Origin of the sequence: Streptomyces parvulus (assembly GCF_014648855.1) — a bacterium.
Classification (GTDB): domain Bacteria; phylum Actinomycetota; class Actinomycetes; order Streptomycetales; family Streptomycetaceae; genus Streptomyces; species Streptomyces parvulus.
In genome coordinates this window covers 274,921-299,387 of sequence record NZ_BMRX01000005.1, presented here as the reverse complement: position 1 = coordinate 299,387, position 24,467 = coordinate 274,921, and the positions used below count along the sequence as shown (strand labels likewise).

The following is a 24,467-nucleotide window of genomic DNA, read 5'->3' as shown; positions in this document are numbered from 1 at the left end:
ATCAGTGTCCTTCGTCGTGAGCGGCGTCGCGGGCGGCCGGGTGGGGGGCGTGGTGGGCGGCGGTGGGGGTGGCCTCGTGGGCCGCGCCGAGGGTGTCCGCGTCCGCGGGGGAGGACGGGGCGGGGGCGGACTCGCGTGCGCTGACGCGGGGTTCCGCGCTCCCGGCGGACGGCGCGGGCTCCCCGTCGCGGCCGCGCCGGGTGCCGGCGGCCCAGGCGGCGGCGACGGCCGGGCGGCCGGGCTCGGCGGCGGCGGGCGCGGGGCCGCGCGCCGGGGCGGGGGCGGGAGAGCGGCGGCGGACGGTGAGGCCGCTCGCGGTGGTGGCGGGGGGTGCGAGGGGCCCGGGTGGTGCCGCTACGGCGGTCGCCTGGCCGGGGTGCGGGGCGGCCGAGTCGTGCCGGGGGGTGGGCTCGTGCACGGGGTCCGGCGCGGGGTCGGGCGCGGAGTCGGGGGCCAGGGCGGCGGGGGTGATCGCCGGGGAGGAGGCACCGGGTGCGGAGGAGGCCGCGGGTGCGAGCGCGGGCGTCGGGGCCACGGTGGCCGCGGCGGGCTGGGCCGCCCCTGCCGCGTTCGCCGTACCGGCGGCTGCGGGGACCGCGTTCGCCGTACCGGGGGCTGCCGGGACCGCGTTCGCCGTGCCGGCGGCTGCCGGGGTCCCCGCGCCGGCCCCGGCCGGGGCCGCCGCCGCGGCCCTCGCCGCCGGGTCGACGATCAGGTTCTTCGGCAGGACGACCATGGCCCGGGTCCCCTGGTAGATGTTCGGCGCGGTCAGCTCGACGCGGAAGCCGTAGTTCTCCGCGAGCAGGGACGCCACGCGCAGCCCGGTCTGCGGGTGGGCGCCGAGGCGGGTGATGTCGTCGCGCTGCTCGCCGGACATGACGTTGCCGGCCCACAGCAGCCGCTCGTCGTCCATGCGCAGCCCGGCGTCGTCCACGATCAGGAAGCACGCGTGGTGACCCTGTTCGAGCGAGACGTGGACGCTGGCGGCGGGCGGCGAGTAGCGCAGGGCGTTGTCCAGCAGGACGGCGAGCGCGTGCACGACCGCCTCCACGGCGCGGCCCTCGACCACCACCGACCCCATGTCGGGGTGCTTGATCCGCTCGTACCCCTCGATCCGGCCCATCGCCGCGCGGGTGATGTCGGTCAGCGAGGTCGCGGGCCACCGGCGGGACAGCTTGTCCCCGGCGAGCACGGCGTACCCCGACGCGGTGAGCAGCATCTGCTGCGCGAGGTGGTCGATCTCCACCAGCGTCGCGTACGCCTCGTCCGAGATGTGGCGCCGTACGCCCTGGCTGACGGCCCGGCCCAGCCGCGCCGACCGCGCCACGACGTTGTTGGCGAAGCCGCGCACGGCCGCGCGGGCGACGCCGACGGACTCCTCCCGCACCCGCGCCACGTGCCGCTCGGTCTCCTGGCGCAGTTGCTCGGCGGTCTGGGCCGCGGCGCGGGCCGCCGCCGCCCGCTCCTGACCCCGTACGTCCGCCACCGCCGAGGCCATCGCCCCCGTGACGGCGCGCAGCCGCTCGGCGAGCGGGGTCCCGTCGAGCTGCGCCGGCACGAGGAGCCCGCCCCCTTCGAGCCCTTCACCGCCCTTGGCCGCCGCGGGGATCACGGTGGCCGCGAGGTGCCCCACGCACTGCTCCGCCGCGACGAGTTGCAGGGTGAGCCGGTCGGCGTGCTCGCGCAGCCGATCGGCCCGGCGCCGGGCCGCGTCGCGTTTGCGCCGGAAATACCACGCGGCCCCGACTCCGGCCGCCGCCAGTAACGCGGCGGCGCTCACTATCAGTTCAGTCATCAGGTCCTCACGGATCGGAAGCCGTCGGTGGGGGAGGGGCCGAGACCGCGGAACACCGGCGCCGGGGCGCTGGGCACGAGGGGACGCACCGGCGGGCGCGTGGCACGGTGCGTGGCACGGCCGGGGACGTCAGCGGGCCGGAGGGAACCGGTGGTGTCTCCCGGGGCCGCCGCGCGCCGAGGAGCCGGCGAGGCGGACGACGGTGGGTGCGCACGACATGGAACTCCAAGCAACACACGAGGCTGTACGAGCGGGGGGCGACGACGCCGTGGACCGCGAAGCGCCCCGGGAGCGCGCGGAGGATCTCCCCGCGGCCCCGAACTCCCGTTCCCTCAAACGTCGTTCGGCGTACGGCAAGGGACCCTACCCCCTGTGCTCACGCCTCGTGGCGACGTCGTGACCAGGAGAGGAGGACGTCGGGGAATTGGGGCGAAAAATGCGCGGATGGCGGCCGACCCCCTTTGGCCGAAAAGGGATTGGCCCCGGGAGATGCCCCGCTGGTATTTGCCAGGCGTGCATGCCGCCGCCGGGGGACGGACCGGCGAGAGACCGATCCGCCCGCCGGGCAGCGCACCGAGGTCACCCGGAGGCCAGCTGCTCCGCGATCTCCTTGATCCAACCGTCCGTCTTCGACGGGTCGTTGAGGCTCGCCACCCATGCCTCCTGGTCGAGCCTGTGGTCGGCCGGGCCCGACTTGAGCGCGATGAGCAGGGACATGCCGGACTGCCTCATCTCCTCCGTCGTACCGCCGCTGCCGGCGATGTCGGGACCCGCGGCCAGGGCGTAGATCTCACGCGCCATGGCCGCGCGCTCGCCCTTGGAGACCTTTTTCCAGAACTTCAGGGCGTGCTGGAGCGACTCCTTCCGGGACGCCGCCTCCGCGGGGGACTCGCCCTCCTTCGCCCAGACCTCCGGGTGGCGGACCTCCTCGTACCGCTTGGTGGCCGCGCGGAGCGCCTTGTAGAGGGTGACGCCGAGCACGAGCCCGGCACCGGCGCCGGCCAGGCCCCAGCCGACCGGGTTGGTCGCGAGCCCCGCGGTCCCCGCCGCGACCGCCGTGACGACACCGGCGGCGGCCTTGGTCGACTCGCCCAGAGCGCCGCCGACGGTCTCCTTGCCGATCTTGGTGAGCTGCTTCTTCTTCGCGTACCCCTGGACCGTGCTCAGCTTCTCGACGTCCTTCTCGGCGCGCTGGAGGGTCTCGGCGGCGTCCCGGGCCTCGCCCATCGCCTCCCAGGCGGCGTCGACGGCCTCGCCGATCAGCTCCAGCCGTCCTTCGCCCTCCTGCTTCCAGTACGCGTCCAGCGCGACGTAGGCCTCCGCCGCGGCCCAGTCGGCGTGCTCCCGCGACTCGTTGAGCCGGGCCAGCGAGGCGGCGTGCACGAGCTGCGGGTCGCCCAGCTCCTTCACCCTCTTGTACTTGCGGGCCGCCCCGCCGACCCGGAACACCGACCGGACGCTCTTCATCCCCGCGACGGCCGCACTGGCCACGCCGCTCGCCTCGGACGCCACCGCGGCGTCCGCCGCCTTCTGGATCTTCGTGACCTCCTTGGCGATGGCCGCGCTGTAGGCCCCCGAACCGGCGGCGCCGACGACCGCGTCGGTCCCCTTGGTCTTGGCCCTCTTGTTCGCGGTGTGGTGCTCGGCCCCGTTCCCGCTCTTCTTGGCGTCCTTCATGCTCTTGAAGGCGTCCATCCCGCTGACCACGGTCCCGGCGGCCTCGGTGAGCAGGTTCCCCGACGCGGCGGAGGTCCCGGAGGCGGCGGCGGAGTGCTTGAGCCCCTCGTTGGCGGCGACGGCGGCCTGCTGGGTGAAGCCGGCGTTGGTGGGCGTCTGGACGCCCTTGATCCAGGTGTCGATGGGTTCGAGGTTCTTCTTGAACCGGTCCAGCAGCGAGGCGATCCGGTCCCGGTAGTTCTTCCGCTTCTTCCCCCCGTCACCCCCGCCCTCGGCCCCCTCGGCCGCCTTCCCCTTGCCCTTGTCGGCCCCCCGGGCCCGCTGCACCGCGGCGGTCGTCGCCCGATTGCCGGCCCGTGACTGCATCTCGAGGAAGGACGCCTCCACCGAGCTGGCGGACGCCCCCCTGCCCCGACTCCCCTCCCGCCGCCGACCCGCCGCGACGGTGGCCACGGACTGCCGGGACTCGCTCCGACGGACGGGGCTGCTCATGGGTGTACCTCTCCTGTACCGGACGGGGCGAGGCGAAGGTAGCCAGGCCCGGCGAACGGCAAGGGAGCGGCGGGGGAAATCTTCGGGGATGGTGGGGGGCGGGTTGTGGTGCGGAATGAGCGGGAGGCACGGTCGGCCCGCCTGCGGGCTGCCACATGGGGGAGCCTCTTCGGCCAGTCAGTACGGCACGGGCAGCCGCAACTCCGGCATCTGGGGGTGCAGCAGGCTTTGGGCGGTGCCCTCCACGCGTAGCGTGAACGTCTCCGGGCCGGGCCGGCCTGCGGCATCGAAGCTCTCAATGAGCTGCTCGATTCTTGTCCACAGGGCCAGCGGTCCACCCTCCCGAACCTTCCAGCTGTCGCCCTCCGGGGTAAGCGAGGCGACGGAGCCGGACACGACGTCGACCAGGTGCGGGAGGCCGTCGATGAAGGCCATCTGGGCTTCCGGGACGACACACTGTGCGAGGAACCTCAAGTGAGAGGCCTCGTCGGTGGGGTCGGTCAGCCTGTGGTGGGTGTGCCGCGCGGGCCGGGACGCGTCAGCCAAGCCCGCGGTCCAGTCTGCCAAGTTGCCGAGGGCCGCTGCCGACTCCGTGCGAGAAGGCATGCACGATATGCCGCCGGGAAGTAACGGCCCCTCGGCGGTACCGTCCTCGGCGACCGTGAGCAGTACGCGCGCGCCGCCGTGAAGCCATCCAGACAGAGGTACGAGCAACTTCCCCGCTGGCCGCACCTGCCGGATCAGCACGTGGGGCACGACGCGGAAGGAACAGGCGGACACGACTCGGTCGAACCAGGCCTCGGGCCAATACCCGTAGAGCCCGTCCGCCTGCGCGATGGTCGGGGCGTAGCCGCACGCCCTGAGAGCCCTAGCTGCTCGTTCCAGCCTGGCGGAATCGATCTCGATCGTGGTCACGTGGGACGAGCCCAGCAGCTCGCACGCAAGCGCGGTCGAGTACCCGGTACCCGTTCCGATCTCCAGGACGGTGTGCCCCTCATGAATCTCAGCGTCGGACCACGTACGCATGATGAGCGAGGGCAGCGTGAACCTCGAAGTAGGCACACCACCGCGCCGGGCCTTAGGACTCGTCCAGTCGGTCTCCTCCCCGCAGAGCTGGGTGATCAGAGTGGCGTCTGAGTATGTGGACGCCAGCCAACGGCCGTAGTCCAGTCCAGGCGTCACCGGCTGCCACACCGTGAGGTCCTGCGCCTCGGGTACGACGGTCGGAAGGTAGAAGCCGGGCACGAAGGCATGTCGTGGCACTACGCCCGCAGCCGTGAGCCAAGCCGGGTTTGCGCAGCATTCGGCTTCTGCCAAGCCCTTCACCATGGCCGAGCGCAACGCCACGGCGTCCTGGTCGGGGTCAGCGGGCAGAGTCATGAAAGGCCGGTTCCTTCCGCGCTCGGGGTGCCGGAAGGGGACTCGGGAATTGCCGAGACGTCGGCACATCCGCCTTCGTCTTGCCGAGCCAATCGTGTCCGCCCGTCCCGCAGCAACGCGGTGATCGCCCGTGGCGCGCACAGGTCGCCCTCGTACCGTGGCGGCACGACCCAGTAGGTGCCCGGCGGCTCCTGACGGTCGATTCGGGGGACCCCCAGGTAGGTGCCCTGGCCGAGGCATGTCGCGACGCTCTGGTATGCCCAGGCGAGAGCCGCGTGTCCTTGAACCAAGGCGTAGTACATGCCGCCCGACACGAGCCGGTCATGAATGATCGAACCGCCAAGCGACTCACCGAGCGCCACCGCGACCCGATCCCTGTCCTGTGACTGAACAGCCGCGTGAACGATGGGGGCGGGCATGCGCACAGCCGCGAACCGCTGACCGAGGGGTAACAGCGCGACGCCCTGGGTCGCCCACTCTCGCCGGATCCGCTCCGGGCTTGGGTCGCTGTGAGCGAGCCACTCGGAAATCACTCTGTCCAGAGCCTCCTGGGTGAACACTGACTCCTCCTGCTTGCAAACGCGATCGATTACGGCAGTCAGCCTCCACGAAGAGGCTGACGGTAGATAGGGCTTCTGGAGGGCTTCAGTAGGGCTCTAGGGGGACGTTGAAGCTCCCCTTGGGGTGAAGGAAAGGCCAAGGAAGGACTTTGTGTGGGATGCTCGACCGAGTCGTCTTCTGTGGAGGTGCCGGTGTCCAGGCCGACGGGCAACGTCCGACTCAAGGCCGCGCGCGTGGCGGCCGGGTTCAACTCACAACAGGACTTGGCTGACGCCCTTACGGAACAAGCCGGGCGTATGGGCATCCGCGGGCTGTCCGTCGGAGCGCGGCAGGTCCGCCGTTGGGAGTCCGATAATCCTCCGTGGCCCCAGCCGGATTGCCAACGGGTGCTCGTGCATCTGTTGGGCCAGAGCCTGGAGACGCTCGGGTTCACGCCACCGTGGGGGACCGGCGGAGCGAAGCACGATCTCGCGCGGCCCGCATCGGTCACGGGGCCGACCAAAATGCTGGGCCTGCCCACGACATCGGCCCAGCCTTCCATGGCTACCCAACCGGCCACGGCGGGGCAGGACTTCCGCTCGGTCACCCATGCGCATCGGCGCCTCTACTGGTCGGTCGCGCCGACAAAACTCCACCCCGCGGTCGTGGCCCACGCCACGCTGGGGTGTGCCCTGCTCCCGGAGGCAGCGGAGCCCACACGTGGCGTGATCGCCGCGGCGTTGGCGGAGACCTACCTCTTGGCTGGGCGGATCGAGTTCTTCGACCTACGCGAGCCGAGCCTCGCCCACGAGACGCTTCTCCTTGCCCTCCAAGCGGCAGGCGAGGCCGACGACCCACTGCTCGGTTCGGCGATCATCGCGCACATGGCCTTCATCCCCGGCTGGGCTGGGGACCGTGAGGTCGCCCACGAGCGCATGATCGCAGCACGCACGTACGCGCGCCGTGCCTCCGCGTCGGCGGAGTTCCTCTCGTGGCTGGACGCTGTAGAGGCCGAGTGCGAGACACGCTGCGGCGACACCCGCAGGGCCTTGAACCTGATCGTTCACGCCGAGGGCGTACTCAGCGAGGGCAATGAGTACCCGTCGCCCGAGTGGATGGACTGGTTCTCCCCGGCCAGGCTCTCGGCGTTCAAAGGCAATACACAACTCCTCGCGGGTCACCTTCCGCAGGCACGTGAGGCGCTGCTGGAGGCCCTTGACTCCATGGCGCCTGGGGAGGAGAAGCAGCGGACGGTCGTGTACGGGGATCTAGCCGCGGTCGAGGCGTCGTGTGGCAACGTCGAGGAGGCGTGTGTGTACGTGGGTGATGCGCTCGACCAGCTGGCACTCACGTGGTACGCCACCGGCATGGATCGGGTCCGCGACGTTCGTCGCGCACTCACGCCTCACCAACACATGTCATGCGTACGTGACTTGGACGACCGACTTTACGACTGGACCACGACGATCAGCGTCCTGGGTCGTTGAACTGCGTGATCGCTTGACTGAGTTCGGTGAGACGCTCGATGCGAAACGTTGGCAGCTCGCGAGCGTCGGCGCTCTCCCACTGAACGAAGGCCCAGGGTCCGCGACGTACGAGTGCGGTGCGCATGCCCGCTTCGCGCGCTGGGCGGATGTCGTTGTCGCAGCGGTCACCTACGTAGAGGATCTCGTTTGCGTCGAATGACACGGCTTCGGCGACCCGTTTGAAGAACTCAGGGTCAGGCTTACTCGCTCCCCAGTCGTCGGACGTACCGATGAGGTCTACGTCGCGGGAGAAGAGTCCGCGGAGGATTCGGCCGGCGCGAACGGTCTGGTTCCCGGCGATGCCGAGCATGAGGCCCATGTCGCGCAGCTGCCGGAGAGCGGGGCGAACGTCCGGATACAGGTCAGCCTCCCCGAACGACTCCGGTTGTCCGGCCTCGGCTCGCATCTCGCGCTCGGCGTACAGGTCGAACCCGGGCCGGAACTCCTGGAACGTCTCGCGGTAGTCCCGCCCTTGCGCGATGACCGCACCGAACATGGCATGGAAGGTGTGCCTGGGCACACCCAGCCAATCGGCCCAAGTGCCGTACTCCCGGGTCTCGTCGACCAGGCACTCACCGACGTCGAAGACCACTGCGCGAATCATGGGGGCAGCGTAGCTGGCCCTCCGGAGTCTGGCTTCGTTGCTGGTGCCCGAGCAGCATCACGCGGTCTTCGGACGAGCACCGGCCTTGTCCTCCTGACCAGATGAAGCAACTCTCGTCGTGCGACTTCAACCTGTGGGAAGCTGCTGTCTCCGTAACTGATGCCCACTGCCAGGGAGAGAACGTGTCCGAGTACGAGGAGTCGGATTGGGACGACCTCGATGGAGAGGAGAGTGATGCGTCGGAGAGCGTTACGTCTGATGACGTCACTCGAGCTGTTGTCACCGACACGGACTGGACTACGGAGACGATCCTGAGTCAGTTGCGGCGAGGCAATATTCAGCTCAATCCTCGTTTTCAACGTCGAGACGCATGGAACAGGCCGCGGAAGAGTAAATTCATCGAATCTCTCATCCTGGGGCTCCCTATTCCTCAGATTGTCTTGGCTGAGGATAAGAAGCGGCGCGGAAAATTTATCGTTCTGGATGGGAAGCAGCGCCTCTTGGCATTGCGGCAATTTGCTGCCGGATCTAGCTTCGCGGCGGCAGAAGAAGAGGATGGGTTCAGGGGGTTCGGTCTAACGGGAATGGAGGTGCGTCCCGACCTGAAACTGGTCACGCTCAAGAAAATGGAGAAAGAGGACGATCACCTTGATGATCTAAATGCTTTTCTGAATGAGACAATCAGGACTGTAGTTGTTCGCCGATGGCCCAATGAGGACTTCCTGAATCTAGTATTCTTGCGACTCAATACAGGAAGCGTTAAGCTTTCGCCGCAAGAATTGCGGCAGGCGCTGCATCCGGGCGACTTTACGGATTATCTGGATGATGCCGCATCTGATAGCGAGTGGCTCCGGAAGGCTCTACGGATCAAGAAGCCAGACTTCCGTATGCGCGACGTTGAGGTCCTCCTACGCTACTTTGCCTTCCAATATAACCTGGTAGGTTACACAGGAAACCTCAAGAGATTCCTCGATGATACCGTGAATGACCTGAATGAGCGGTGGGGTGAAGAGGAATCTGCGATTCGTAAGGCTGGAGAGGATTGCAACAGGGGTATCGAGACCACGTTTGAGATCTTTGGCGACAATGCCTTTTTCCGGTGGTCCGAAGGTGGCTATGAGGGTCGTTTCAATCGAGCAGTATTCGACATCATGACGTACTACTTCAATGATGGGCAGGTGTGTTCCGCTGCGATGGAGCGGCGGGATCGGGTAGAGGAGGCATTCCAGCGCCTGTGCGACAACAATGCACGATTCGTTGAGTCGATTCAGACCACGACTAAGACGCCGGTTGCGACACACCGCCGTTTGTCGCTGTGGGGCGCAGCGCTGGCGGAATCCTTGGGGATCGAGCTGGCAGTGCCGGGGTTCCAAGAAAACCGTATCGTGCTGTAGGAGTACGTAGAATGCCGTCAGCTCGCTACCGGGAGCTTTCTCGTAGGGTGACCGAACTCCGTACTCATCTCCTTCCGCGCGAATTCGAGCCCACTGGGTTCTATGCGCCACGAATATATGAACGCACGAGAGCGTTCCGGGTGCTCACGCATGCCGAGTTTGAGTCTTTTATAGAGGATCGGGCCATAGAAGTAGCCAATGCCGCCTTTAAGCGCTGGAAGGCGAACGGGGTGATGTCGACCTGTTTGCTGGCCCTGGTCACCCATGCCGAGACGAGTCACCCTATTCCGGGATCTATAGCTGACCTGAATCATAAGAAGAAGTTTCCCGATCTTTCGACGCGTGTAGAGCATGCGAAGAACGATCTAAATCGCTATGTTAGGACGCAGAATCATGGAATAAAGGAAAAGAACCTGCTGCGAATCCTCATGTCGGTCGGAGTGCAGGAAGGTGAAATTGACTCCACGTGGGTGGGTGTGACAGACGCCTGGGCCACATCCCGGGGGGAGGCGGCCCACAAGGGCGCGAAGATGCAGGTGCGGCCGGACCCTCAGCACGAGTTGAAGACAGTCAGGCAAATACGCGAAGGATTTCGCGCGGTAGACGCAGTGATGTCGCGCCTCTGATTCTTTCGTTTCCGCGACCCTGGTTCGAATATAATTCAGAGCGCCCTGTGCGCGGTCTACTTGCTCCAGGGCGCTTCTGCGAGGATCTTGGCGCCAGTTGTACTGTTAGGGGGTGATGTCGGGGAAAGACTCCGTAATAATCTTGAGTAGTTCACGGGCTGAGTCCGCGTCAAGTTGAATGCTTTGGCTGATCTTGTCAGGGATCACCCGTTCTGCGGATCCGTACGTATCCAGTTGCAGGATGCGTCGACCGTCCGTAGTGAAGGTGCGATGGCCACAGGTCACTGGGCCGTGCAGCCTCTGCGATTCAGAGGAAACGGATTGAAACTCTTTGATCAAGGCCATGAAGAAACTCTTCCACGCTAGTCGATACCTTCTCTCGACTGTGCAGCAGCTCCCTGCGGGATGAGGTAGTCACTCCGCGTATCACCCAGGCGTTGCCATCAACAGTCAACAGGCAGGCTACCGTTGGTGGCATGGGGCAACAATGCGTGGGCCGAACGCTGTTGGTGAGAACGCGGACGAAGGGTGGCCTCTGAAGGCCGCCCGCCTCGGGGCGCATAAAGGTTCGTCCGGCTTCCTAAGGGCCTATCGATTCCGTCCAGCAACCTCCCTCTTGTCTCCCGTTCCTCTACCGAGCCGCAGGTCTGGCTAAGGATGAGCAGCGTTGTAAGGGTCCTGTTCCACGAGGTGGCAGAGCACCGTCGCTTGATCGGGTGGCCGGGGAAGTCCAACCGATGGGTAGGGGTTAGTTCTTGGTGGCCTCGGTGTAGGAGCCGATGAGAGGGCTCCGCGCCGTCCGGTGTGCGCATCTTGGCCTTCCAGGGGCTGCGGGGGCGGGCGTCCATCTCGATGGAGCCGGGCGCCATCCGGCTCGTCCCCCGTCACCGCCCCGCCGAAGCCGCTCCCAGCAGCGCCAACCGCTCCGCGTCCCGCGAACCCCGCGCCGCGTGGAACGCGACCAGCATCATCCCGTCCGTGTCCGTGATGTGGAGCTTCTCGCGGCTGAGGGTGAGGTCGCCGACCTGGGGGTGGCGGAAGAGGACCGTGGCGCTGCCGCGGGGGCGTACGTCGTGGCGGGCCCAGAGTCGGCGGAAGAGCGGGCTGGCCAGCGACAGCTCTCCGACCAGCTCCACGCACCGGGGGTCGTCCGTGTCCGGGCCGACCGCTTCCCGGAAGCCGGCGACGAGGGCCGCCGCGGCTCTCTCCCAGTCGGGGAAGAGGCTCTGTTCGTCGGGGTCCAGGAACACGTCGCGGAGCCGGTTGCCGCCCGTGATCAGGCGCGGGGAGAGTGCGGCGGCCAGGGGGTTGGCCGCGAGGACGTCTAGGTGGCGGCCCTCGACGAAGGCGGGGACCGGCAGCAGCTCGACGAACCGGGCCGTGCTGGGCGGCACCGCCTCCCTGCGACCGCGACCGCGCCCGCGCCCGCGCCGGGTGCCGCGGGGGCGGTCGGCGGCCAGGCCGACGAGGTGGGCGCGGGTGTCGTCGTCCAGGCGCAGCACCCCGGCGAGCGCTTCGAGGACCTGGAGGGACGGCCTGCGGTCCCGGCCCCGCTCCAGGCGGAGGTAGTAGTCGGCGCTGATGCCCGCCAGCATCGCCACCTCCTCGCGACGCAGCCCCGGCACCCGGCGCACGCCCCTGACGGGGATGCCGGCCTCCTCGGGGGTCACCAGCTCGCGCCGCGCGCGCAGGAACTCGCCCAGCAGATTCGGCTGCTCGTTCATACGTCCACGCTAGGCCGACTCCGGGCCGGGAGAGGGGGTCCTGTCACTCCCCCGGACGCGTGGGGAACTGGCTCGGTGCACTCCCCGGGGCGAGGGTGGGAGACGTCCCGCACTCGCCGGCCGTCGCGCCGGGCATCGGCATCGACAGGAACCCCACATGAGCAAGCTCGCCCTCGTCACCGGCGCGACCTCCGGCATCGGCCGGGCCTTCGCGGAGCGGTACGCCGCGGACGGCTACGACCTGATCGTCGTCGGCCGCCGGGAGGACCGCCTCGCCGAGTTCGCCGCCGCGCATCCCGAGGTCGGCGTGCGTACGGTCGCCGCCGACCTGTCCACCGAGGCCGGGATCGACGCGGTGTCGGCGTACTGCGCCGACGAACCCCTCGACGTCCTCGTCAACAACGCGGGGGTCGCCCACTACATGCCGCTGGCCGAGCTGCCCGCCGACAAGGCCCGGGAACTGGTGAACGTCAAGGTCCTCGCCCCCACGCAGCTCATGCGCGCCGCCGTCGGCGGCATGCTGCGGCGGGGCGGCGGCACCATCGTGAACGTCGCCGGGATGATCGCCTTCTCCGGCCCCGCCGGCAAGGAGCAGATGCCCCGCCGCGCCGTCTACGCCGGTGCCCTCGCCCACCTGGTGGCGATGTCCCAGACGCTCGCCGCCGAGGTGGAGGACTCCGGGGTCCGCGTCCACGTGGTGTGCCCCGGCGTCGTGGCCACCGAGTTCCACTCCGTGCAGGGCATGGACCTCTCCGGCGTCCCCCGCATGAGCGCCGACGACGTCGTCACCGGCGCCCTGCGCGGACTGGAGCTGGGCGAGACCGTCAGCGCGCCCGGGGTCGAGGACCGCCGGCTCCTGGAGGACGTCTTCAGCGCGGACCTCGCCGCCTTCCGGGGCCAGGGCACCGACCTCGCGTCCCGTTACCGCGACGACGCCTGACCCGCCCCGCCCCCGGGCGCCGAGGGACGACTACTCCGCCCCGGGGCGCCGAGGGACGACTACTCCGCCCCGTGGCACTCCCCGTACGTCCGCCCCGACCCGCACCAGCACGCCGCCCCCCGCTGCGGCGGCCAGGTCACCGCGAGGCCGCGGGCCGCCAGGGTCGTCGCGTACTGGGGGAGCAGCGTCGGGTCGGTGGGGGACGCGCTCTCCGAGGCCGCGAAGGCCTCGTAGGACGGGACCGTGCCCGGGACCACGCCCAGGTTCGGGGTGCCGGAGGAGGCCAGTTCGCGCAGGGCGGCCTCTATCGTCGCCAGGTGGTCCTCGTAGGACGGGTACTCGGCGGCCAGGGCCGGGTACGCCTCCAGCAGTTCCGCCAGTTCACCGGCCGGCCAGTGCAGCATCGCCACCGGGAACGGGCGGGACAGGGCCTCCCGGTACGCGCCCAGCTCGGCCCGCAGGCGGGAGATCTCCGCCTCCAGGTCCGCCGGGTTGTCCGAGCCCAGGGACCAGACCCGCTTCGGATCGTGCAGCTCGTCCAGCGAGACCGGCATCGAGTGCAGGGTGTCGGCCAGGGCGTCCCACTCGTCGTGGTCCAGGCCCAGCATCCGGCGGACGCGGTGGCGGCCGTAGAGGAGCGGGTGGGTCGGGTACGGGGGCTCCGCGCCGTCGGCCACGAGCAGGCGGGCGCCCTCCGTGAACGTCTCGTGCGCCGCCTCCAGCTCGTCGTGGGACTCCAGGGCCTCGGCCACGATCACCCAGGCCGCCGGATCGCGCGGGGCCGCCGCACGGACGCCGTCGATGATCGCCCTGGCCTCCGCCTCGTGGTCGTACTCCCACAGGTTGGACGCCTTCAGGGCACGGACCAGGGACGGGTTCTCCAGCGCGGGGGAGTCGGCGGCGGAGGACAGCAGGCGGTCGTAGAGCCTCGTCGCGGCGGGGCGGTCGCCGGACACCTCCAAGTGGGCCGCGGCGCGCAGCAGCAGGGCCTCCGCGTCCTCGGGATAGAGGCCGGCGGTCCGCTCCAGGCGGGCCGCTTCGGCGGCGTGGTCGACGTTCTCGGCGGGCGTGTCGGGGCGCATGGGGGACACCGTACTGCCGAGAGGTGACAAGGGTGAGGCGCCCGGAGGGCGTACGCCGGTGCCGGGCGGGGTGCCCGATCCGGCCCCGCCACAGTCCGGCCCCCCCTCAGCGCCGCCCCGCGCCGCGGCCGCCCCGCGCTCAGCCCCGCCCCCGCGCTCGGCCCCGCCCCGCGCCCACTCCGGCACCCCCCACTCCGGCACCGCCCCCCAGTCCCGCACCGCCCCCCAGCCCGGCACCGCCACTCCGTCCGCCCCCCCCGGGCTCACCCCCGCTCCCGCACCGCCCCCACCAGCACGCCCGCCGCCACCGCCAGCCCCGCCGACACCCACAGCGCCGTGTCCGTGCCCCGGCCCGCGCCGCCCGCCGACGTCACGAGGGCGATCGTCAGCGCGACGCCCGCACACGAGCCGATGTACCGGAACGTCTGCTGCGCGCCCGAGCCCATCGCCGCCCGTCCCGCCGGGACCGACTCCACCGCGAGCAGCGGCAGCGCGGCGTTCACCAGGCCGCTGCCCACGCCCGCCACGACCAGGCCGGGCAGCAGCCGGTGCCAGGAGCCCGCCTCGACCGCGCCCAGCATCGACAGGGCGCCCGCCGCGTGCAGGGCGAAGCCGACGGCGAGTTGCCGGGGCGGGGAGACGCGGTGGGCGATGCGCCGGGCCTGGAGGGAGACCACGAAGGACGCGCCGGACCAGACCAGCAGGAGCCAGGCCGTGTCCATCGCGGACAGGCCGAGCGCCTGTTGCAGCAGCGCCGGCAGGAAGCTGAACAGGCCGATCATCGCCAGCCCCGTGAACAGCCCGCCCGCCGACGACGCCAGGAAACGCGGGCGGCGCAGCAGCGACAGGTCGATCATGGGCGTCGCCGTCCGGCGCTCCACCACCGCGAAGAGGGCGCCCAGCAGTACGGCGGCCGCCAGCAGCAGCCCCACCGGTGCCCGCAGCCAGCCCTCCCGCCCCAGCGTCAGCGCGGCCACCAGCGCGACCAGCGCCAGTCCGAACGTGACCGCTCCGGCGAGGTCGGGCCGCCCGCCGCGCGGTGACCGGGACTCCGACAGGGCCCGCGCCCCCAGCGCCGCCACCACCAGGGCGCCGGCGCCCAGCACGCCGTACGCCACCCGCCAGTCGGGTATCGCCCCGACGACCAGCGGGCCCGCCGCGATGCCGCCGCTCACGAAGGCACCCCACACGCCGGTCGCGCGCAGCCGGCCCGCGGGGGTCGGGAAGGCGTGCACGAGCAGCCCGAGGCTGCTGGCCAGCAGCGCCGCGCCCGACGCGCCCTGCGCGATCCGGGCCAGGGTGAACAGCCACGTCGTGGTCGCGAACGCGCCGAGCACCGTGGTGACGCCGAGGGCCAGCGTGCCGGCGACGAAGACCCGGCGGCGCCCGTGGTCGTCGGCCAGGCTGCCGGCCACCAGGAGCAGGGCGGCCAGGCCGAGCGGGGTGCCGTTGAGCAGCCAGGCCTGCGCGGAGACCGGCGTGTGCAGAGCGGCGGCGGTCTGGGGCAGCGTGACCATCGGCGCGGTGTACGTCATCAGGGCCACGGCGGTCCCCGCACTGGTCAGGGCGAGGGTGCGGCCGGGGTGCGGGGGCGAGGCGCGCTCCGTGCCGTGGTCGGTGCGCGGGTCCTCGGCGAGGACGGCCGTGGTCGGGTCCGTGCCGGTGTCGGTCATGGCTGTCCGCCCTCTGCTTCCGGAGTCGGTGGGTGGATGCGGGAGTGTGTCAGTTCGGTCAGTGAACTGATACACATCAACCTAACACCACAGGTTCGGTGACTGAACCAAGGGCGGGAAAAGTGACTACAGTGGACGGCATGGCACTGGGCAAGGACTACGCGGCGCAGGAGTGCTCGATCGCCCGCGCGCTGGAGATCGTCGGCGAGCGCTGGACGCTGCTGGTGATCCGCGACGCGCTCTACGGCGTCCGGCGCTACAACGACTTCCTCGTCCACCTCGGCATCCCGCGCGCCGTACTGGCGGGCCGTCTCCAGGCCCTCACCGACGAGGGCATCCTGGAGAAGCGCCGGTACCAGGACGCGCCGCCCCGGGACGAGTACGTCGTCACCGACCGCGGCATCGCGCTCTGGCCCGCCCTCAGGGCGCTCGGGATCTGGGGGCGCGAGCACCTCGGCGGACAGCCGATGCGCGTTTTCCGGCACGCCTCCTGCGGCACCGAGCTGAGTCCGTACGACACCTGCCCGGCCTGCGGGACCCTCGTGGCCGTACGCGACATCGAGATGAGGCCGGGCCCCGGCCTCGACCCCGACCCCGCCGACCCCGTCAGCCGGGCGCTGCTCGCACCGCGCCGGCTGCTCCAGCCGCTCGAGAGCGAGCAGCAGCCGACGGCCGCCGACCCCGCCTAGCGGCCGCGCCGGGTCCTGTATAACTGGGGCCAACGCGTCTACGGGAAGGGGGAGTCGCCGATGATCCGGGACCGGGCCGTCACGCGGATCCTTCCCGCCTCCCTTCTCGCGGTCCTGCTCGTCCTGCTCCCCGTCGCGCTCCTCGACGTCGGCAGCCTCTCCGCGACCGTCGCGCTCGCCGCGACCGCCGCCGTCTCCACCGCGCTCGCCGTCTGCGCCGTCATCGCCGCGCGCTGCGCGCCCGCCGTGCCGCCCACGCGGGTGCGCACGGCCATCAGGGACCGGGACCTGCGCACCGCCTTCCTGCCCCAACGCGATCCCGACGCCCGCGGCCGCCGCCGGCCCCGAGCACCCGGACGGGCCCTCCCGGCGACCGCCGCGTAGGGCACCCGCTTCCCCCCAGGCCACGGAAGTCACCCCCGCGCGGGGCGTGTCGTCATGCCGCCATCTCCTCAACCCGGCACGACGAGACCCTCGGAGGGCTCACCCACCATGTCCGTTTTCGCCAGCCTGGTCGAGCACCTCGCCGACCTGCTCCAGCCGTTCTTCGGCGCCTCGGCCGCCGCGGCCGCCGTCGTCCTGTTCACCGCGCTCGTGCGGCTCCTCGTCCACCCGCTGTCCCGGGCCGCCGCCCGGGGCCAGAAGGCGCGCGCCGCGCTCCAGCCCGAGATCGCCGAACTGCGCCGCAAGCACGCGAAGAACCCCGAGCGGCTCCAGCGGGCCGTGCTCGACCTGCACACGCGGGAGAAGGTGTCCCCGCTCTCGGGCTGCCTGCCCAGCCTGTGCCAGGTCCCCGCGTTCTTCCTCCTCTACCACCTCTTCTCCAGCTCCTCGATCGGCGGCGAGGCCAACCCGCTGCTCTCGCACCGGCTGTTCGCGGCGCCGCTCGGCGGGCGCTGGGCCGACGCGCTCGGCGACGGCGGGCCGGCCGGCGGCGCGGGGCTCGTGTACGCCGCGCTGTTCGTGCTCGTCGCCGGGGTGGCCCTCGTCAGCTACCGGCTGACCCGGCGGACCATGGCCGACCGGCCGCCGCTGCCGGAGGCGGGCGGGCAGCGGGTGCCGGGGCTCGGGGCGATCACCGGCGTCATGCCGTTCATGTCCTTCTTCACCCTCGTCACGGTGGCGGTCGTGCCGCTGGCCGCCGCGCTCTACGTCGTCACCAGCACGACGTGGAGCGTCGTGGAGCGGGCCGTCCTGTACCGGTGAGGCGCCGGTGCGGCCCCGGTGCGGCTTCCGCGCAGGTGAGGCTACGGTCCAGTACGTGAACCGGGTCTTGCGGAGTGGACCGGCACCTTGGAGGATCGACCAGTCCTCCGATGGTTGTCGCGTCCCTGCCGCACCCAGGTCGCACCTCATCGGGCGGGCTGCCCGAGACCGAGGAGTTGGGGAACATGAAGCTGTTGCGAGTCGGCACGGAGGGGTCGGAGCGCCCCGCGCTGCTCGACGCCGAGGGGACCCTGCGCGATCTGTCGGGCCTGGTGGCGGACGTCGACGGCGCGCTGCTCGCCGACCCGGCCGCGCTCGGCCGGATACGGTCCGCCGCCGAGGCCGGCGACCTGCCCGCGCTGGACGGCGCCGGGCTGCGGGTCGGGCCGCCCGTGGGGAACATCGGCAAGGTCGTGTGCATCGGGCTGAACTACTACGACCACGCCCGCGAGACCGGCGCCGAGCCGCCCGCCGAACCCGTCGTCTTCTTCAAGGCGGCGGACACGGTGGTCGGGCCGGACGACACCGTGCTCGTGCCCCGCGGCTCCCTCAAGACCGACTGGGAGGTGGAGCTGGCCGTCGTGATCGGGCGCACGGCCCGCTACCTGGAGTCGGCGGAGGAGGGGCTCGCCTGCGTGGCCGGATACGCGGTCGCCCACGACGTGTCGGAGCGCGAGTTCCAGATCGAGCGCGGCGGCACCTGGGACAAGGGCAAGAACTGCGAGACCTTCAACCCGCTGGGCCCCTGGCTGGTCACCGTCGACGAGGTACCCGACCCCCAGCGGCTGTCCCTGCGGTTGTGGGTGAACGGCGAGCTGAGGCAGGACGGCACGACCGCGGAGCAGATCTTCCCCGTCGGCGAGGTCGTGCGCTACGTCAGCCAGTTCATGGTGCTGCGCCCCGGTGACGTCATCAACACCGGCACGCCGGCGGGGGTGGCCATGGGCCAGCCCGAACCGAAGCCCTACCTGCGTGCCGGGGACGTCGTGGAGCTGGAGATCGAAGGGCTGGGGCGGCAGCGGCAGGAGTTGAAGAACGCCTGAGGGGTGGGGCGTGGGGAGTGTGGGCGGCCTACCGTGCGGTGTGGCCGGCCGCCCACTTCCCCACGCCCCTTTCAGGGGCGCTCACCTCACGTCAGGAGCGAGGCCAGCCGCCGCCAGCCCTCCCGGGGAGCGCGGGACATGTCGTCCTCCACCACCTGGAGGGCCACGTGGTCGGCGCCCGCGTCGAGGAAGGCGTCGATCCGGGTGCGGACGGTGTCGTCGTCGCCCCAGGCGAAGACGGCGTCGATCAGGCGGTCGCTGCCGCCGTCCGCGACGTCGGCGTCGGTGAAGCCGAGGTTCAGGAAGTTCTTCGTGTAGTTCGGCAGCGCCAGATACCGGCCGAGGTAGGCGCGGGCCGTGGCGCGGGCGCGGGCCGGGTCGGAGTCGAGGACCACCTTGAACTCCGGGGCCAGCAGCGGCGCCGCACCGAGCCGCTCGCGCGCCTGGGCGGTGTGCTCCGGGGTGACCAGGTACGGGATGGCGCCCGCCGCCCGGTCCCGGGAGAGGTCCAGCATCTTCGGGCCGAGCGCGGCCAGCACCCGGTGGCCGGAGCGCATCCCGGCCCGGTCCAGGCCGTCGAGGTAGTCGACCATCGTCGAGTACGGGCGGCTGTACTCCTTCACGCGCGGGCCGTGACTCACGCCGAGGCCGAGCACGAAGCGTCCCGGGTGCGCCACCTCCAGCTCGGCGAAGCTCGCCGCCGTCTCGGCCACCTCGTGCTCCCAGATGCTCTGGATGCTGGTGCCGACCACGAGCCGCGAGGTCGCCGCGATCAGCGGGGCGGCGTGCGCGGCTGAGGTGTTGCCGCCCAGCCACAGGGCGCCGTAGCCGAGCTGTTCCAACTCGGCGGCTGCCTCGGCGCGTTCGGCGGCCCCGGACGGGTCGTCGGCGCGCAGCTGCACGCTCCAGACGCCGTACCGTCCGACGGATTCCCGCAAAGAAGCCTTCGTGTCGCTCATCAGCCGCGATCCCTCCGGTGGGGCGTGGTGGTCGTCATGCGCGCATGCGTACACCGCGTGCCAACCGGAGGGGCCGGGCCGTGATTCCCGGTGCCGCCGTACGGAGTACGCGCGAGGGCGGCCGGGCGTCCGGACTACTCGCCGAGGAAGCGCTCCAGCGCCTCCACGACCATCCGGTGGTCGTCGACCTGCGGCAGGCCGGACACGGTCACCGAGCCGATCACCCCGGCGCCGGCCACGGTTACCGGGAAGGAGCCGCCGTGCGCCGCGTACCGGTCGGGGTCGAGACGCGAGGAGTCCTCGAACGTCGTGCCCTTGGCCCGGAAACGGGAGCCGACCAGGTACGACGCCGAGCCGTACCGCTCCACCACCCGGCGCTTGCGGGCGATCCAGGCGTCGTTGTCCGGGGTGGAGCCGGGCAGGGCGGCGTGGAAGAGCTGCTGGCCGCCGCGGTGGATGTCGATGGCGACCGGCGCCTGGCGCTCGCGCGCCAGCTCCACCAGCAGGGAGCCCAGCGCCCACGCGTCCTCGTGGGTGAACCGGCGGAACACCAGGCGGCGTTCCTGCTCCTCCAGCTCCGCCACGGTCGGCAGGGAGGCCTCGGGTACCTGGGCGTTCACAGGGTCACCACCACTCCGTCGCGGGCGGACCGCCGGGCCGCCTCCAGTACGTCCAGGGCGTCGGCGGCCTCGCGCGCGTCCACCGGGTTCGGGCCGCCGGCCAGCAGGGCCTTCGCCACGGCCGCGTAGTACGCCGGGTAGTCGCCGGGAACGGTCGGCGCGGCGTCCCCGCCGCCGGTCACCGGGGACTCGCCGGAGCCCAGCCGGCCCCACAGCGCCTCGTCCTCCTCGCCCCAGCCGGGGCCGGGACGGGCGCCCTCGCGCAGCGCCGCCTCCTGCGGGTCCAGGCCGTGCTTGACGTACCCGGCCTTCGAGCCGAGCACCCGGAAGCGGGGGCCGAGCTGCGCCGCGGTGGAGGAGACGTACAGGTGGGAGCGGACGCCGCTCGCGTGGGTGAGGGCGAGGAACGTGTCGTCGTCCGCCTCGGCGCCCGCGCGCCGGACGACGGACTCCGCGTACACCTGCGTGACCGGGCCGAACAGCACCAGGGCCTGGTCGACGACGTGGCTGCCGAGGTCGTACAGGAGACCCCCGATCTCGGCCGGGTCGCCGGACTCGCGCCAGCCGCCCTTCGGCTTCGGCCGCCACCGCTCGAACCGCGACTCGAACCGCCACACGTCGCCCAGCGCGCCCTCGGCGATCAGCTCGCGCAGGGTGAGGAAGTCGTTGTCCCAGCGGCGGTTCTGGAAGACGGAGAGCAGCAGGCCGCGCTCCTCGGCCAGGGCCGCCAGCTCGCGGGCCTCGGCCGCGGTGCCCGCGACCGGCTTGTCCACCACGACCGGCAGACCCGCCTCCAGGGCCCTCTTCGCGAGCGGCACGTGCGTCTTGTTCGGCGACGCGATGACGACGAGGTCCAGCTCGCCGGCCCGCTCGAACAGCTCGTCCGGGGTCGCGACGGTCCGTACGTCCGGGAACTCGGCGCGGGCCTGCCGCTGCCGCTCCGGGTTCGAGGTGACGACCGTGTCCAGGGTCAGGCCCTCGGTGGCGGCGATCAGCGGGGCGTGGAAGACGGAGCCCGCGAGGCCGTACCCGACGAGACCGACGCGCAGCGGTCCGCCGGAGGCGTGGGCGGAGGGAGTACCAGTCATGCCCCCCACTTTCGCAACGGTGTTGCCAAAGTGCAAGCGCCGGGGACAATGGGGGCGTGAACGGAGCGAACGGCGGAGGTACGGGGGTGGACGCGGGCCTGGGCGGTGGTGCGGGGGGCCGTGCCGGTGTGGGTGCCGGTGCCGGGGGCCGTGCCGGTGCTGGTGCGGGCGTCGGTCTTGATGCCGTCGGCCGGGGCATCCGGGGCGGAGCCGGTGGGGCCAATCTGCTCGCCCTGCGCAGCCACAACACCGCCCTCGTCCTCGACCTGCTGCGCGGCGCCGGCGCGGAGGGCATCAGCCGGCTCGAACTCGCCGAGCGGACCGGTCTCACGCCGCAGGCCGTCAGCAAGATCACCGCCCGGCTGCGGGAGCGGGGCCTGGCCGCCGAGGCCGGGCGCCGCGCGTCCACCGGCGGCAAGCCGCGCACGGTGCTGCGCCTGGTGCCCGAGGCCGGCCACGCGATCGGTGTGCACCTGGACCGGGACGAACTGCGGGCGGTGCTGGTCGACCTCGACGGAGCGGTGGTGGGGGAGCGGCGCGTGCCGCTGGACCTCGGCGCGGGCGCGGACGCGGTGGTGGAGGCGGTCGCCGGGACCGCACGCGAGCTGACCGCCGCCACCCTCTGCCCGCCGGACGGCTCCGTGGCTGCCGTGTCCACCCCGCGTCCGCCGGACGGCCCCGTGGCTGCCGTGTCCACCCCGCGTCCGCCCGACAGCCCCCTCCCCGCCGCACCCACCCCGCGCCCGCCGGACGGCACCCTCGCCGCCGCCCCCACCCTCCTCGGGCTCGGCGTGGCCCTGCCCGGTCCGCTCGACCATGTCCGTGGCGTCCTGCACCGGGTCACCGGCTTCCCTGAGTGGGACGGCTTCCCGCTGCGGGACGCCCTGGAGGAGCGGCTGGGCGTGCCGGTCGTCGTCGACAAGGACACCAACGCGGCGGCACTCGGCCTCACGGCGGGCGGTGACCGCGGCCCCGCGACGGCGTCCTTCGCCTACCTGCACCTCGGTACCGGCCTCGGCGCCGGCCTCGTCATCGGCGGCGCGGTGCACCGGGGCGCGCGGACCGGGGCCGGGGAGTTCGGCCACCAGGTCATCCAGCTGGACGGGCCGCCCTGCACCTGCGGTGCCCGGGGCTGCATCGAGGCCCTGTGCCTCGCCGCCGTCGGCCGGGGCGACCTCGCCGAGGCGGCCCGGGTGCTCGGCGCGGGTGCCGCGAACCTCGCCGGGCTGCTGGACATCGACCTGGTCCTGCTCGGCGGCCGTACCGTCGCCGCCGCACCCGGCGCCTTCGTCGAGGGGGTCGGCGCCGTCCTGGACGCCCGTGCCCGGCGCGAGGGCGGTCGCGAGGGCGCCGTACCGGTGCGGATCGCACCCGGCGGCGCGCGCGGGGTCGCCGAGGGCGCCGCGCAGCTGCTGCTCGCGCCCCTGTTCGGGCGGGGGGACGGCGGCTGAGCCGGAGGGGGCCGAACGAGCGCAACGCCGCCGCCGTTCGGGGGGCGTGCCCCGAACGGCGGTGCCGTGGAACCGAACCCTCCGACACGCTCATGTGTTTATGCGACTGTTCACGCCCACGTCCCCCCGCCCGGTCGCGGCAGCCGCGCTCCTCGCCGCCTGCGCCGCCGCGTCCCCGGTCCTCGCCCCCGCCGTCCCCGCGCACGCCGACTCCCGGGACCCGCTGCCCGCCTGCACGGCCCCGGAGGACCACACCTTCCCGCTCACCACCCGCGTCCACGGCGGCCCCGCCGGCTACGAACCCGGCGGCGGCTTCGGCGTCTGGTACCTGGACCTCACCAACACGACCTCGCGCACCTGCTCGGGCATCCACCCGGTCGTCGTCCTCGTCGACGAGGGGCGGGCCCTGGAACCGGCCCAGCCCCAGCTGGAGTTCTACGACGGCACCACCCCCCGCCCCGTCGCCTTCGAGAAGACCGACCGGGACGAACTCGTCGGGGCCTTCGGCGAGGCGGAGGCTCCAGCGGAGGAAGAAGCCGACCCGGAAACCGACCCGGAAACCAATCCGGAAGCCAATCCGGAAGCCCGGGCCGAGGACGGGAACGCCGACCGCTTCGCCGGCTTCACCGTCGCCCCCGGCAAGACCCTCACCGTCAAGCTCCGCCTCTCGCTGACGTCCGACACCGCCCCGGGCGAGGTCACCGCGAACGCGGCCGTCGTCCAGCGCAGGGAGGGCGACGGCGAGTGGATCGGCCAGTCGAACGACTACCGCTTCCGCATCGGCGGGGGCACCCCCGACGACACCCCGACCGGCGACCCCACCCCAGGGCGGAGCCCCGGCCCCGCCACCCCGGACGACCCGGGCACCGGCCTCCCCGTCCCGGGCGAGGTTCCGGGTGAGCGCCCCGGTGAAAGCGCCGGTGAGAGCCCCGGGGAACGTCCGGGCGAGCGTCCCGCCGAGCGCCCCGGAGAACTCGCCGCCACCGGCCCCTCCCGCTCGGTGACACCCCTGGCGGTCACGGCGGCTCTGCTCCTCGCCGCCGGCACGGGCGCCGTGGCGCTGGCCCGCCGGCGCCGCTGACCCGGCCGCCGCCACCGGGGCCCGTCCCCGAATCCTCCGTCTGGGAACATCCCTGCGTGGACTATCCGAACGACCAGGCCCCCGGCGCCCCCGTCCGCTCCGGGATCCCGGAGCACGGCCGCGTGCCGAAGTACTACGCCGTCAAGGCGCGGATCGACCGACTGGTCGGCGAGCTGGGGGAGGGCAGCGCCATCCCCACCGAACGGGACCTCTCGGAGCGGTACGAGGTCGCCCGCGAGACCGTGCGGCAGGCCCTGCGCGAGCTGGTCCTCGAAGGCAAGCTGCGCCGCCAGGGCCGCGGCACCGTGGTCGCCGGCCCCAAGCTGGCGCAGCCGCTCTCCCTGGCCAGCTACACCGAGGGCGTCCGCCGCCAGGGCCGCACCCCGGGCCGCGCGCTGGTCACCCTCGACCGCTTCCCCTGCCCCGACGCGCTCGCCGCCGAGACCGGCCTCACGCGCGGGGAACCGGTGTGGCACCTGGAGCGGGTGCTGCTCGCCGACGACGAGCGGGTCGGCCTGGAGAGCACCTACCTCGCCGTGTCCCGGCTGCCCGATCTGGACACCGCCTTCGACCCGGACTCGTCCTTCTACGCCCACCTCGCCGACCGGGGCATCGGCTTCGGCGACGCCGACGAACGCATCGAGACCGTGCTCGCCACCCCGCGCGAGGCCCTCCTCATCGGCACCCCGCCGGCCCTCCCGATGCTGCTCATCCACCGCGTCTCCCGGGACACGGAGGGCGGCCCGCTGGAGCGGGTCCGGACCCTCTACCGGGGCGACCGCTTCTCCTTCACGACGCATCTGCGCGGCTGAAAAGCAACCCTCGCGGCCACCCCGCAAAGATAACGAAAAGATAACGGGTCTAGCCCAAACGTGAC

At 71.8% G+C, this 24,467-nt stretch carries 22 protein-coding genes; 11 read left to right on the top strand and 11 right to left on the bottom strand.

Going from position 1 to position 24,467, the window contains the following annotated elements:
* Position 1 precedes the first annotated feature (1 nt).
* The 4 genes from IE108_RS11415 to IE108_RS11400 form a co-directional block, all read right to left on the bottom strand.
* Positions 2-1,795, bottom strand: coding sequence for an ATP-binding protein (locus IE108_RS11415; protein WP_229851750.1), 1,794 nt, complete (start codon positions 1,793-1,795; stop codon positions 2-4).
* Between the two features lie 579 nt (positions 1,796-2,374).
* Positions 2,375-3,964: a hypothetical protein gene (locus IE108_RS11410; protein ID WP_064728088.1), complete on the bottom strand. Its 1,590-nt coding sequence runs from the start codon at positions 3,962-3,964 to the stop codon at positions 2,375-2,377.
* 177 nt (positions 3,965-4,141) lie between these two features.
* Complete coding sequence (locus tag IE108_RS11405; RefSeq protein WP_064728087.1) at positions 4,142-5,344, bottom strand: methyltransferase domain-containing protein; 1,203 nt, start codon at positions 5,342-5,344, stop codon at positions 4,142-4,144.
* Entirely contained in the window at positions 5,341-5,904 is a 564-nt protein-coding gene (locus IE108_RS11400; protein ID WP_064728086.1) for a hypothetical protein, read from the bottom strand. The genes IE108_RS11405 and IE108_RS11400 overlap by 4 nt, the downstream gene beginning before the upstream one ends.
* A gap of 192 nt (positions 5,905-6,096) precedes the next feature.
* On the opposite strand from IE108_RS11400, the gene IE108_RS11395 reads away from it, so the two are divergent.
* A complete protein-coding gene (locus IE108_RS11395) occupies positions 6,097-7,371 on the top strand; it encodes an NsdA family TPR-like regulatory protein (RefSeq protein ID WP_064731779.1) in 1,275 nt (424 codons plus the stop codon).
* Here IE108_RS11395 and IE108_RS11390 read toward each other — a convergent pair.
* Positions 7,352-8,014, bottom strand: coding sequence for an HAD family hydrolase (locus tag IE108_RS11390; protein WP_064728085.1), 663 nt, complete (start codon positions 8,012-8,014; stop codon positions 7,352-7,354). The genes IE108_RS11395 and IE108_RS11390 overlap by 20 nt on opposite strands.
* Before the next feature lie 182 nt (positions 8,015-8,196).
* Between IE108_RS11390 and IE108_RS11385 the strand changes: the two genes are divergently transcribed.
* Together IE108_RS11385 and IE108_RS11380 are read left to right on the top strand one after the other, a co-directional pair.
* Positions 8,197-9,408: a DUF262 domain-containing protein gene (locus tag IE108_RS11385; RefSeq protein WP_159394607.1), complete on the top strand. Its 1,212-nt coding sequence runs from the start codon at positions 8,197-8,199 to the stop codon at positions 9,406-9,408.
* 47 nt (positions 9,409-9,455) lie between these two features.
* Positions 9,456-10,034 (top strand): HEPN domain-containing protein, encoded by a 579-nt coding sequence (locus IE108_RS11380; protein ID WP_159394606.1) that lies wholly within the window; start codon positions 9,456-9,458, stop codon positions 10,032-10,034.
* A gap of 884 nt (positions 10,035-10,918) precedes the next feature.
* Here the strand turns inward: IE108_RS11380 and IE108_RS11375 are convergent.
* Entirely contained in the window at positions 10,919-11,758 is an 840-nt protein-coding gene (locus IE108_RS11375; protein ID WP_064728083.1) for a helix-turn-helix domain-containing protein, read from the bottom strand.
* 157 nt (positions 11,759-11,915) lie between these two features.
* Between IE108_RS11375 and IE108_RS11370 the strand changes: the two genes are divergently transcribed.
* Positions 11,916-12,698: an SDR family NAD(P)-dependent oxidoreductase gene (locus IE108_RS11370; RefSeq protein ID WP_064728082.1), complete on the top strand. Its 783-nt coding sequence runs from the start codon at positions 11,916-11,918 to the stop codon at positions 12,696-12,698.
* Between the two features lie 59 nt (positions 12,699-12,757).
* On the opposite strand, the gene IE108_RS11365 is transcribed toward IE108_RS11370, so the two are convergent.
* Positions 12,758-13,780 (bottom strand): SEC-C domain-containing protein, encoded by a 1,023-nt coding sequence (locus tag IE108_RS11365; RefSeq protein ID WP_064728081.1) that lies wholly within the window; start codon positions 13,778-13,780, stop codon positions 12,758-12,760.
* 263 nt (positions 13,781-14,043) lie between these two features.
* Positions 14,044-15,453 carry an MFS transporter gene (locus IE108_RS11360; protein ID WP_064728080.1) on the bottom strand — a complete coding sequence of 470 codons (1,410 nt, stop codon included), beginning with the start codon at positions 15,451-15,453 and terminating at the stop codon, positions 14,044-14,046.
* Between the two features lie 140 nt (positions 15,454-15,593).
* Here IE108_RS11360 and IE108_RS11355 point away from each other — a divergent pair, with 140 nt between their 5' ends.
* The 4 genes from IE108_RS11355 (at position 15,594) to IE108_RS11340 (ending at position 18,391) form a co-directional block, all read left to right on the top strand.
* Positions 15,594-16,142 (top strand): winged helix-turn-helix transcriptional regulator, encoded by a 549-nt coding sequence (locus IE108_RS11355; RefSeq protein ID WP_064731777.1) that lies wholly within the window; start codon positions 15,594-15,596, stop codon positions 16,140-16,142.
* A gap of 60 nt (positions 16,143-16,202) precedes the next feature.
* On the top strand, positions 16,203-16,526 hold the full coding sequence (locus IE108_RS11350) for a DUF6412 domain-containing protein (RefSeq protein ID WP_064728079.1): 324 nt from the start codon (positions 16,203-16,205) through the stop codon (positions 16,524-16,526).
* 108 nt (positions 16,527-16,634) lie between these two features.
* Positions 16,635-17,348 carry a YidC/Oxa1 family membrane protein insertase gene (locus IE108_RS11345; RefSeq protein ID WP_064728078.1) on the top strand — a complete coding sequence of 238 codons (714 nt, stop codon included), beginning with the start codon at positions 16,635-16,637 and terminating at the stop codon, positions 17,346-17,348.
* 185 nt (positions 17,349-17,533) lie between these two features.
* Positions 17,534-18,391 carry a fumarylacetoacetate hydrolase family protein gene (locus IE108_RS11340; RefSeq protein WP_064728077.1) on the top strand — a complete coding sequence of 286 codons (858 nt, stop codon included), beginning with the start codon at positions 17,534-17,536 and terminating at the stop codon, positions 18,389-18,391.
* An 86-nt stretch (positions 18,392-18,477) separates the two neighbouring features.
* Here IE108_RS11340 and IE108_RS11335 read toward each other — a convergent pair whose 3' ends face one another.
* From IE108_RS11335 to IE108_RS11325, 3 genes are all read right to left on the bottom strand, one after another.
* A complete protein-coding gene (locus IE108_RS11335) occupies positions 18,478-19,350 on the bottom strand; it encodes an LLM class F420-dependent oxidoreductase (protein WP_064728076.1) in 873 nt (290 codons plus the stop codon).
* Between the two features lie 134 nt (positions 19,351-19,484).
* Positions 19,485-19,970 (bottom strand): heme-degrading domain-containing protein, encoded by a 486-nt coding sequence (locus IE108_RS11330; RefSeq protein ID WP_064728075.1) that lies wholly within the window; start codon positions 19,968-19,970, stop codon positions 19,485-19,487.
* Positions 19,967-21,058 carry a Gfo/Idh/MocA family oxidoreductase gene (locus IE108_RS11325; RefSeq protein ID WP_064728074.1) on the bottom strand — a complete coding sequence of 364 codons (1,092 nt, stop codon included), beginning with the start codon at positions 21,056-21,058 and terminating at the stop codon, positions 19,967-19,969. Before IE108_RS11325 ends, IE108_RS11330 begins: the two co-directional genes overlap by 4 nt.
* A gap of 56 nt (positions 21,059-21,114) precedes the next feature.
* On the opposite strand from IE108_RS11325, the gene IE108_RS11320 reads away from it, so the two are divergent.
* The 3 genes from IE108_RS11320 to IE108_RS11310 all read left to right on the top strand — a co-directional run bounded on the left by IE108_RS11320 (position 21,115) and on the right by IE108_RS11310 (position 24,402).
* On the top strand, positions 21,115-22,509 hold the full coding sequence (locus IE108_RS11320; RefSeq protein ID WP_373296952.1) for an ROK family transcriptional regulator: 1,395 nt from the start codon (positions 21,115-21,117) through the stop codon (positions 22,507-22,509).
* A gap of 100 nt (positions 22,510-22,609) precedes the next feature.
* Positions 22,610-23,590, top strand: a complete 981-nt coding sequence (locus tag IE108_RS11315) for a hypothetical protein (protein WP_064728073.1) — start codon at positions 22,610-22,612, stop codon at positions 23,588-23,590.
* A 56-nt stretch (positions 23,591-23,646) separates the two neighbouring features.
* Positions 23,647-24,402 carry a GntR family transcriptional regulator gene (locus tag IE108_RS11310; RefSeq protein ID WP_064728072.1) on the top strand — a complete coding sequence of 252 codons (756 nt, stop codon included), beginning with the start codon at positions 23,647-23,649 and terminating at the stop codon, positions 24,400-24,402.
* Positions 24,403-24,467: the final 65 nt, after the last annotated feature.

Coding starts and splice junctions, on each gene's coding strand:
- IE108_RS11335 (WP_064728076.1), bottom strand. CDS start 19,350: ATGAGCGACACGAAGGCTTCTTTGCGGGAATCCGTCGGACGGTACGGC.
- IE108_RS11405 (WP_064728087.1), bottom strand. CDS start 5,344: ATGACTCTGCCCGCTGACCCCGACCAGGACGCCGTGGCGTTGCGCTCG.
- IE108_RS11410 (WP_064728088.1), bottom strand. CDS start 3,964: ATGAGCAGCCCCGTCCGTCGGAGCGAGTCCCGGCAGTCCGTGGCCACC.
- IE108_RS11355 (WP_064731777.1), top strand. CDS start 15,594: ATGGCACTGGGCAAGGACTACGCGGCGCAGGAGTGCTCGATCGCCCGC.
- IE108_RS11345 (WP_064728078.1), top strand. CDS start 16,635: ATGTCCGTTTTCGCCAGCCTGGTCGAGCACCTCGCCGACCTGCTCCAG.
- IE108_RS11315 (WP_064728073.1), top strand. CDS start 22,610: ATGCGACTGTTCACGCCCACGTCCCCCCGCCCGGTCGCGGCAGCCGCG.
- IE108_RS11365 (WP_064728081.1), bottom strand. CDS start 13,780: ATGCGCCCCGACACGCCCGCCGAGAACGTCGACCACGCCGCCGAAGCG.
- IE108_RS11370 (WP_064728082.1), top strand. CDS start 11,916: ATGAGCAAGCTCGCCCTCGTCACCGGCGCGACCTCCGGCATCGGCCGG.
- IE108_RS11340 (WP_064728077.1), top strand. CDS start 17,534: ATGAAGCTGTTGCGAGTCGGCACGGAGGGGTCGGAGCGCCCCGCGCTG.
- IE108_RS11375 (WP_064728083.1), bottom strand. CDS start 11,758: ATGAACGAGCAGCCGAATCTGCTGGGCGAGTTCCTGCGCGCGCGGCGC.
- IE108_RS11325 (WP_064728074.1), bottom strand. CDS start 21,058: ATGACTGGTACTCCCTCCGCCCACGCCTCCGGCGGACCGCTGCGCGTC.
- IE108_RS11350 (WP_064728079.1), top strand. CDS start 16,203: ATGATCCGGGACCGGGCCGTCACGCGGATCCTTCCCGCCTCCCTTCTC.
- IE108_RS11415 (WP_229851750.1), bottom strand. CDS start 1,795: ATGACTGAACTGATAGTGAGCGCCGCCGCGTTACTGGCGGCGGCCGGA.
- IE108_RS11360 (WP_064728080.1), bottom strand. CDS start 15,453: ATGACCGACACCGGCACGGACCCGACCACGGCCGTCCTCGCCGAGGAC.
- IE108_RS11390 (WP_064728085.1), bottom strand. CDS start 8,014: ATGATTCGCGCAGTGGTCTTCGACGTCGGTGAGTGCCTGGTCGACGAG.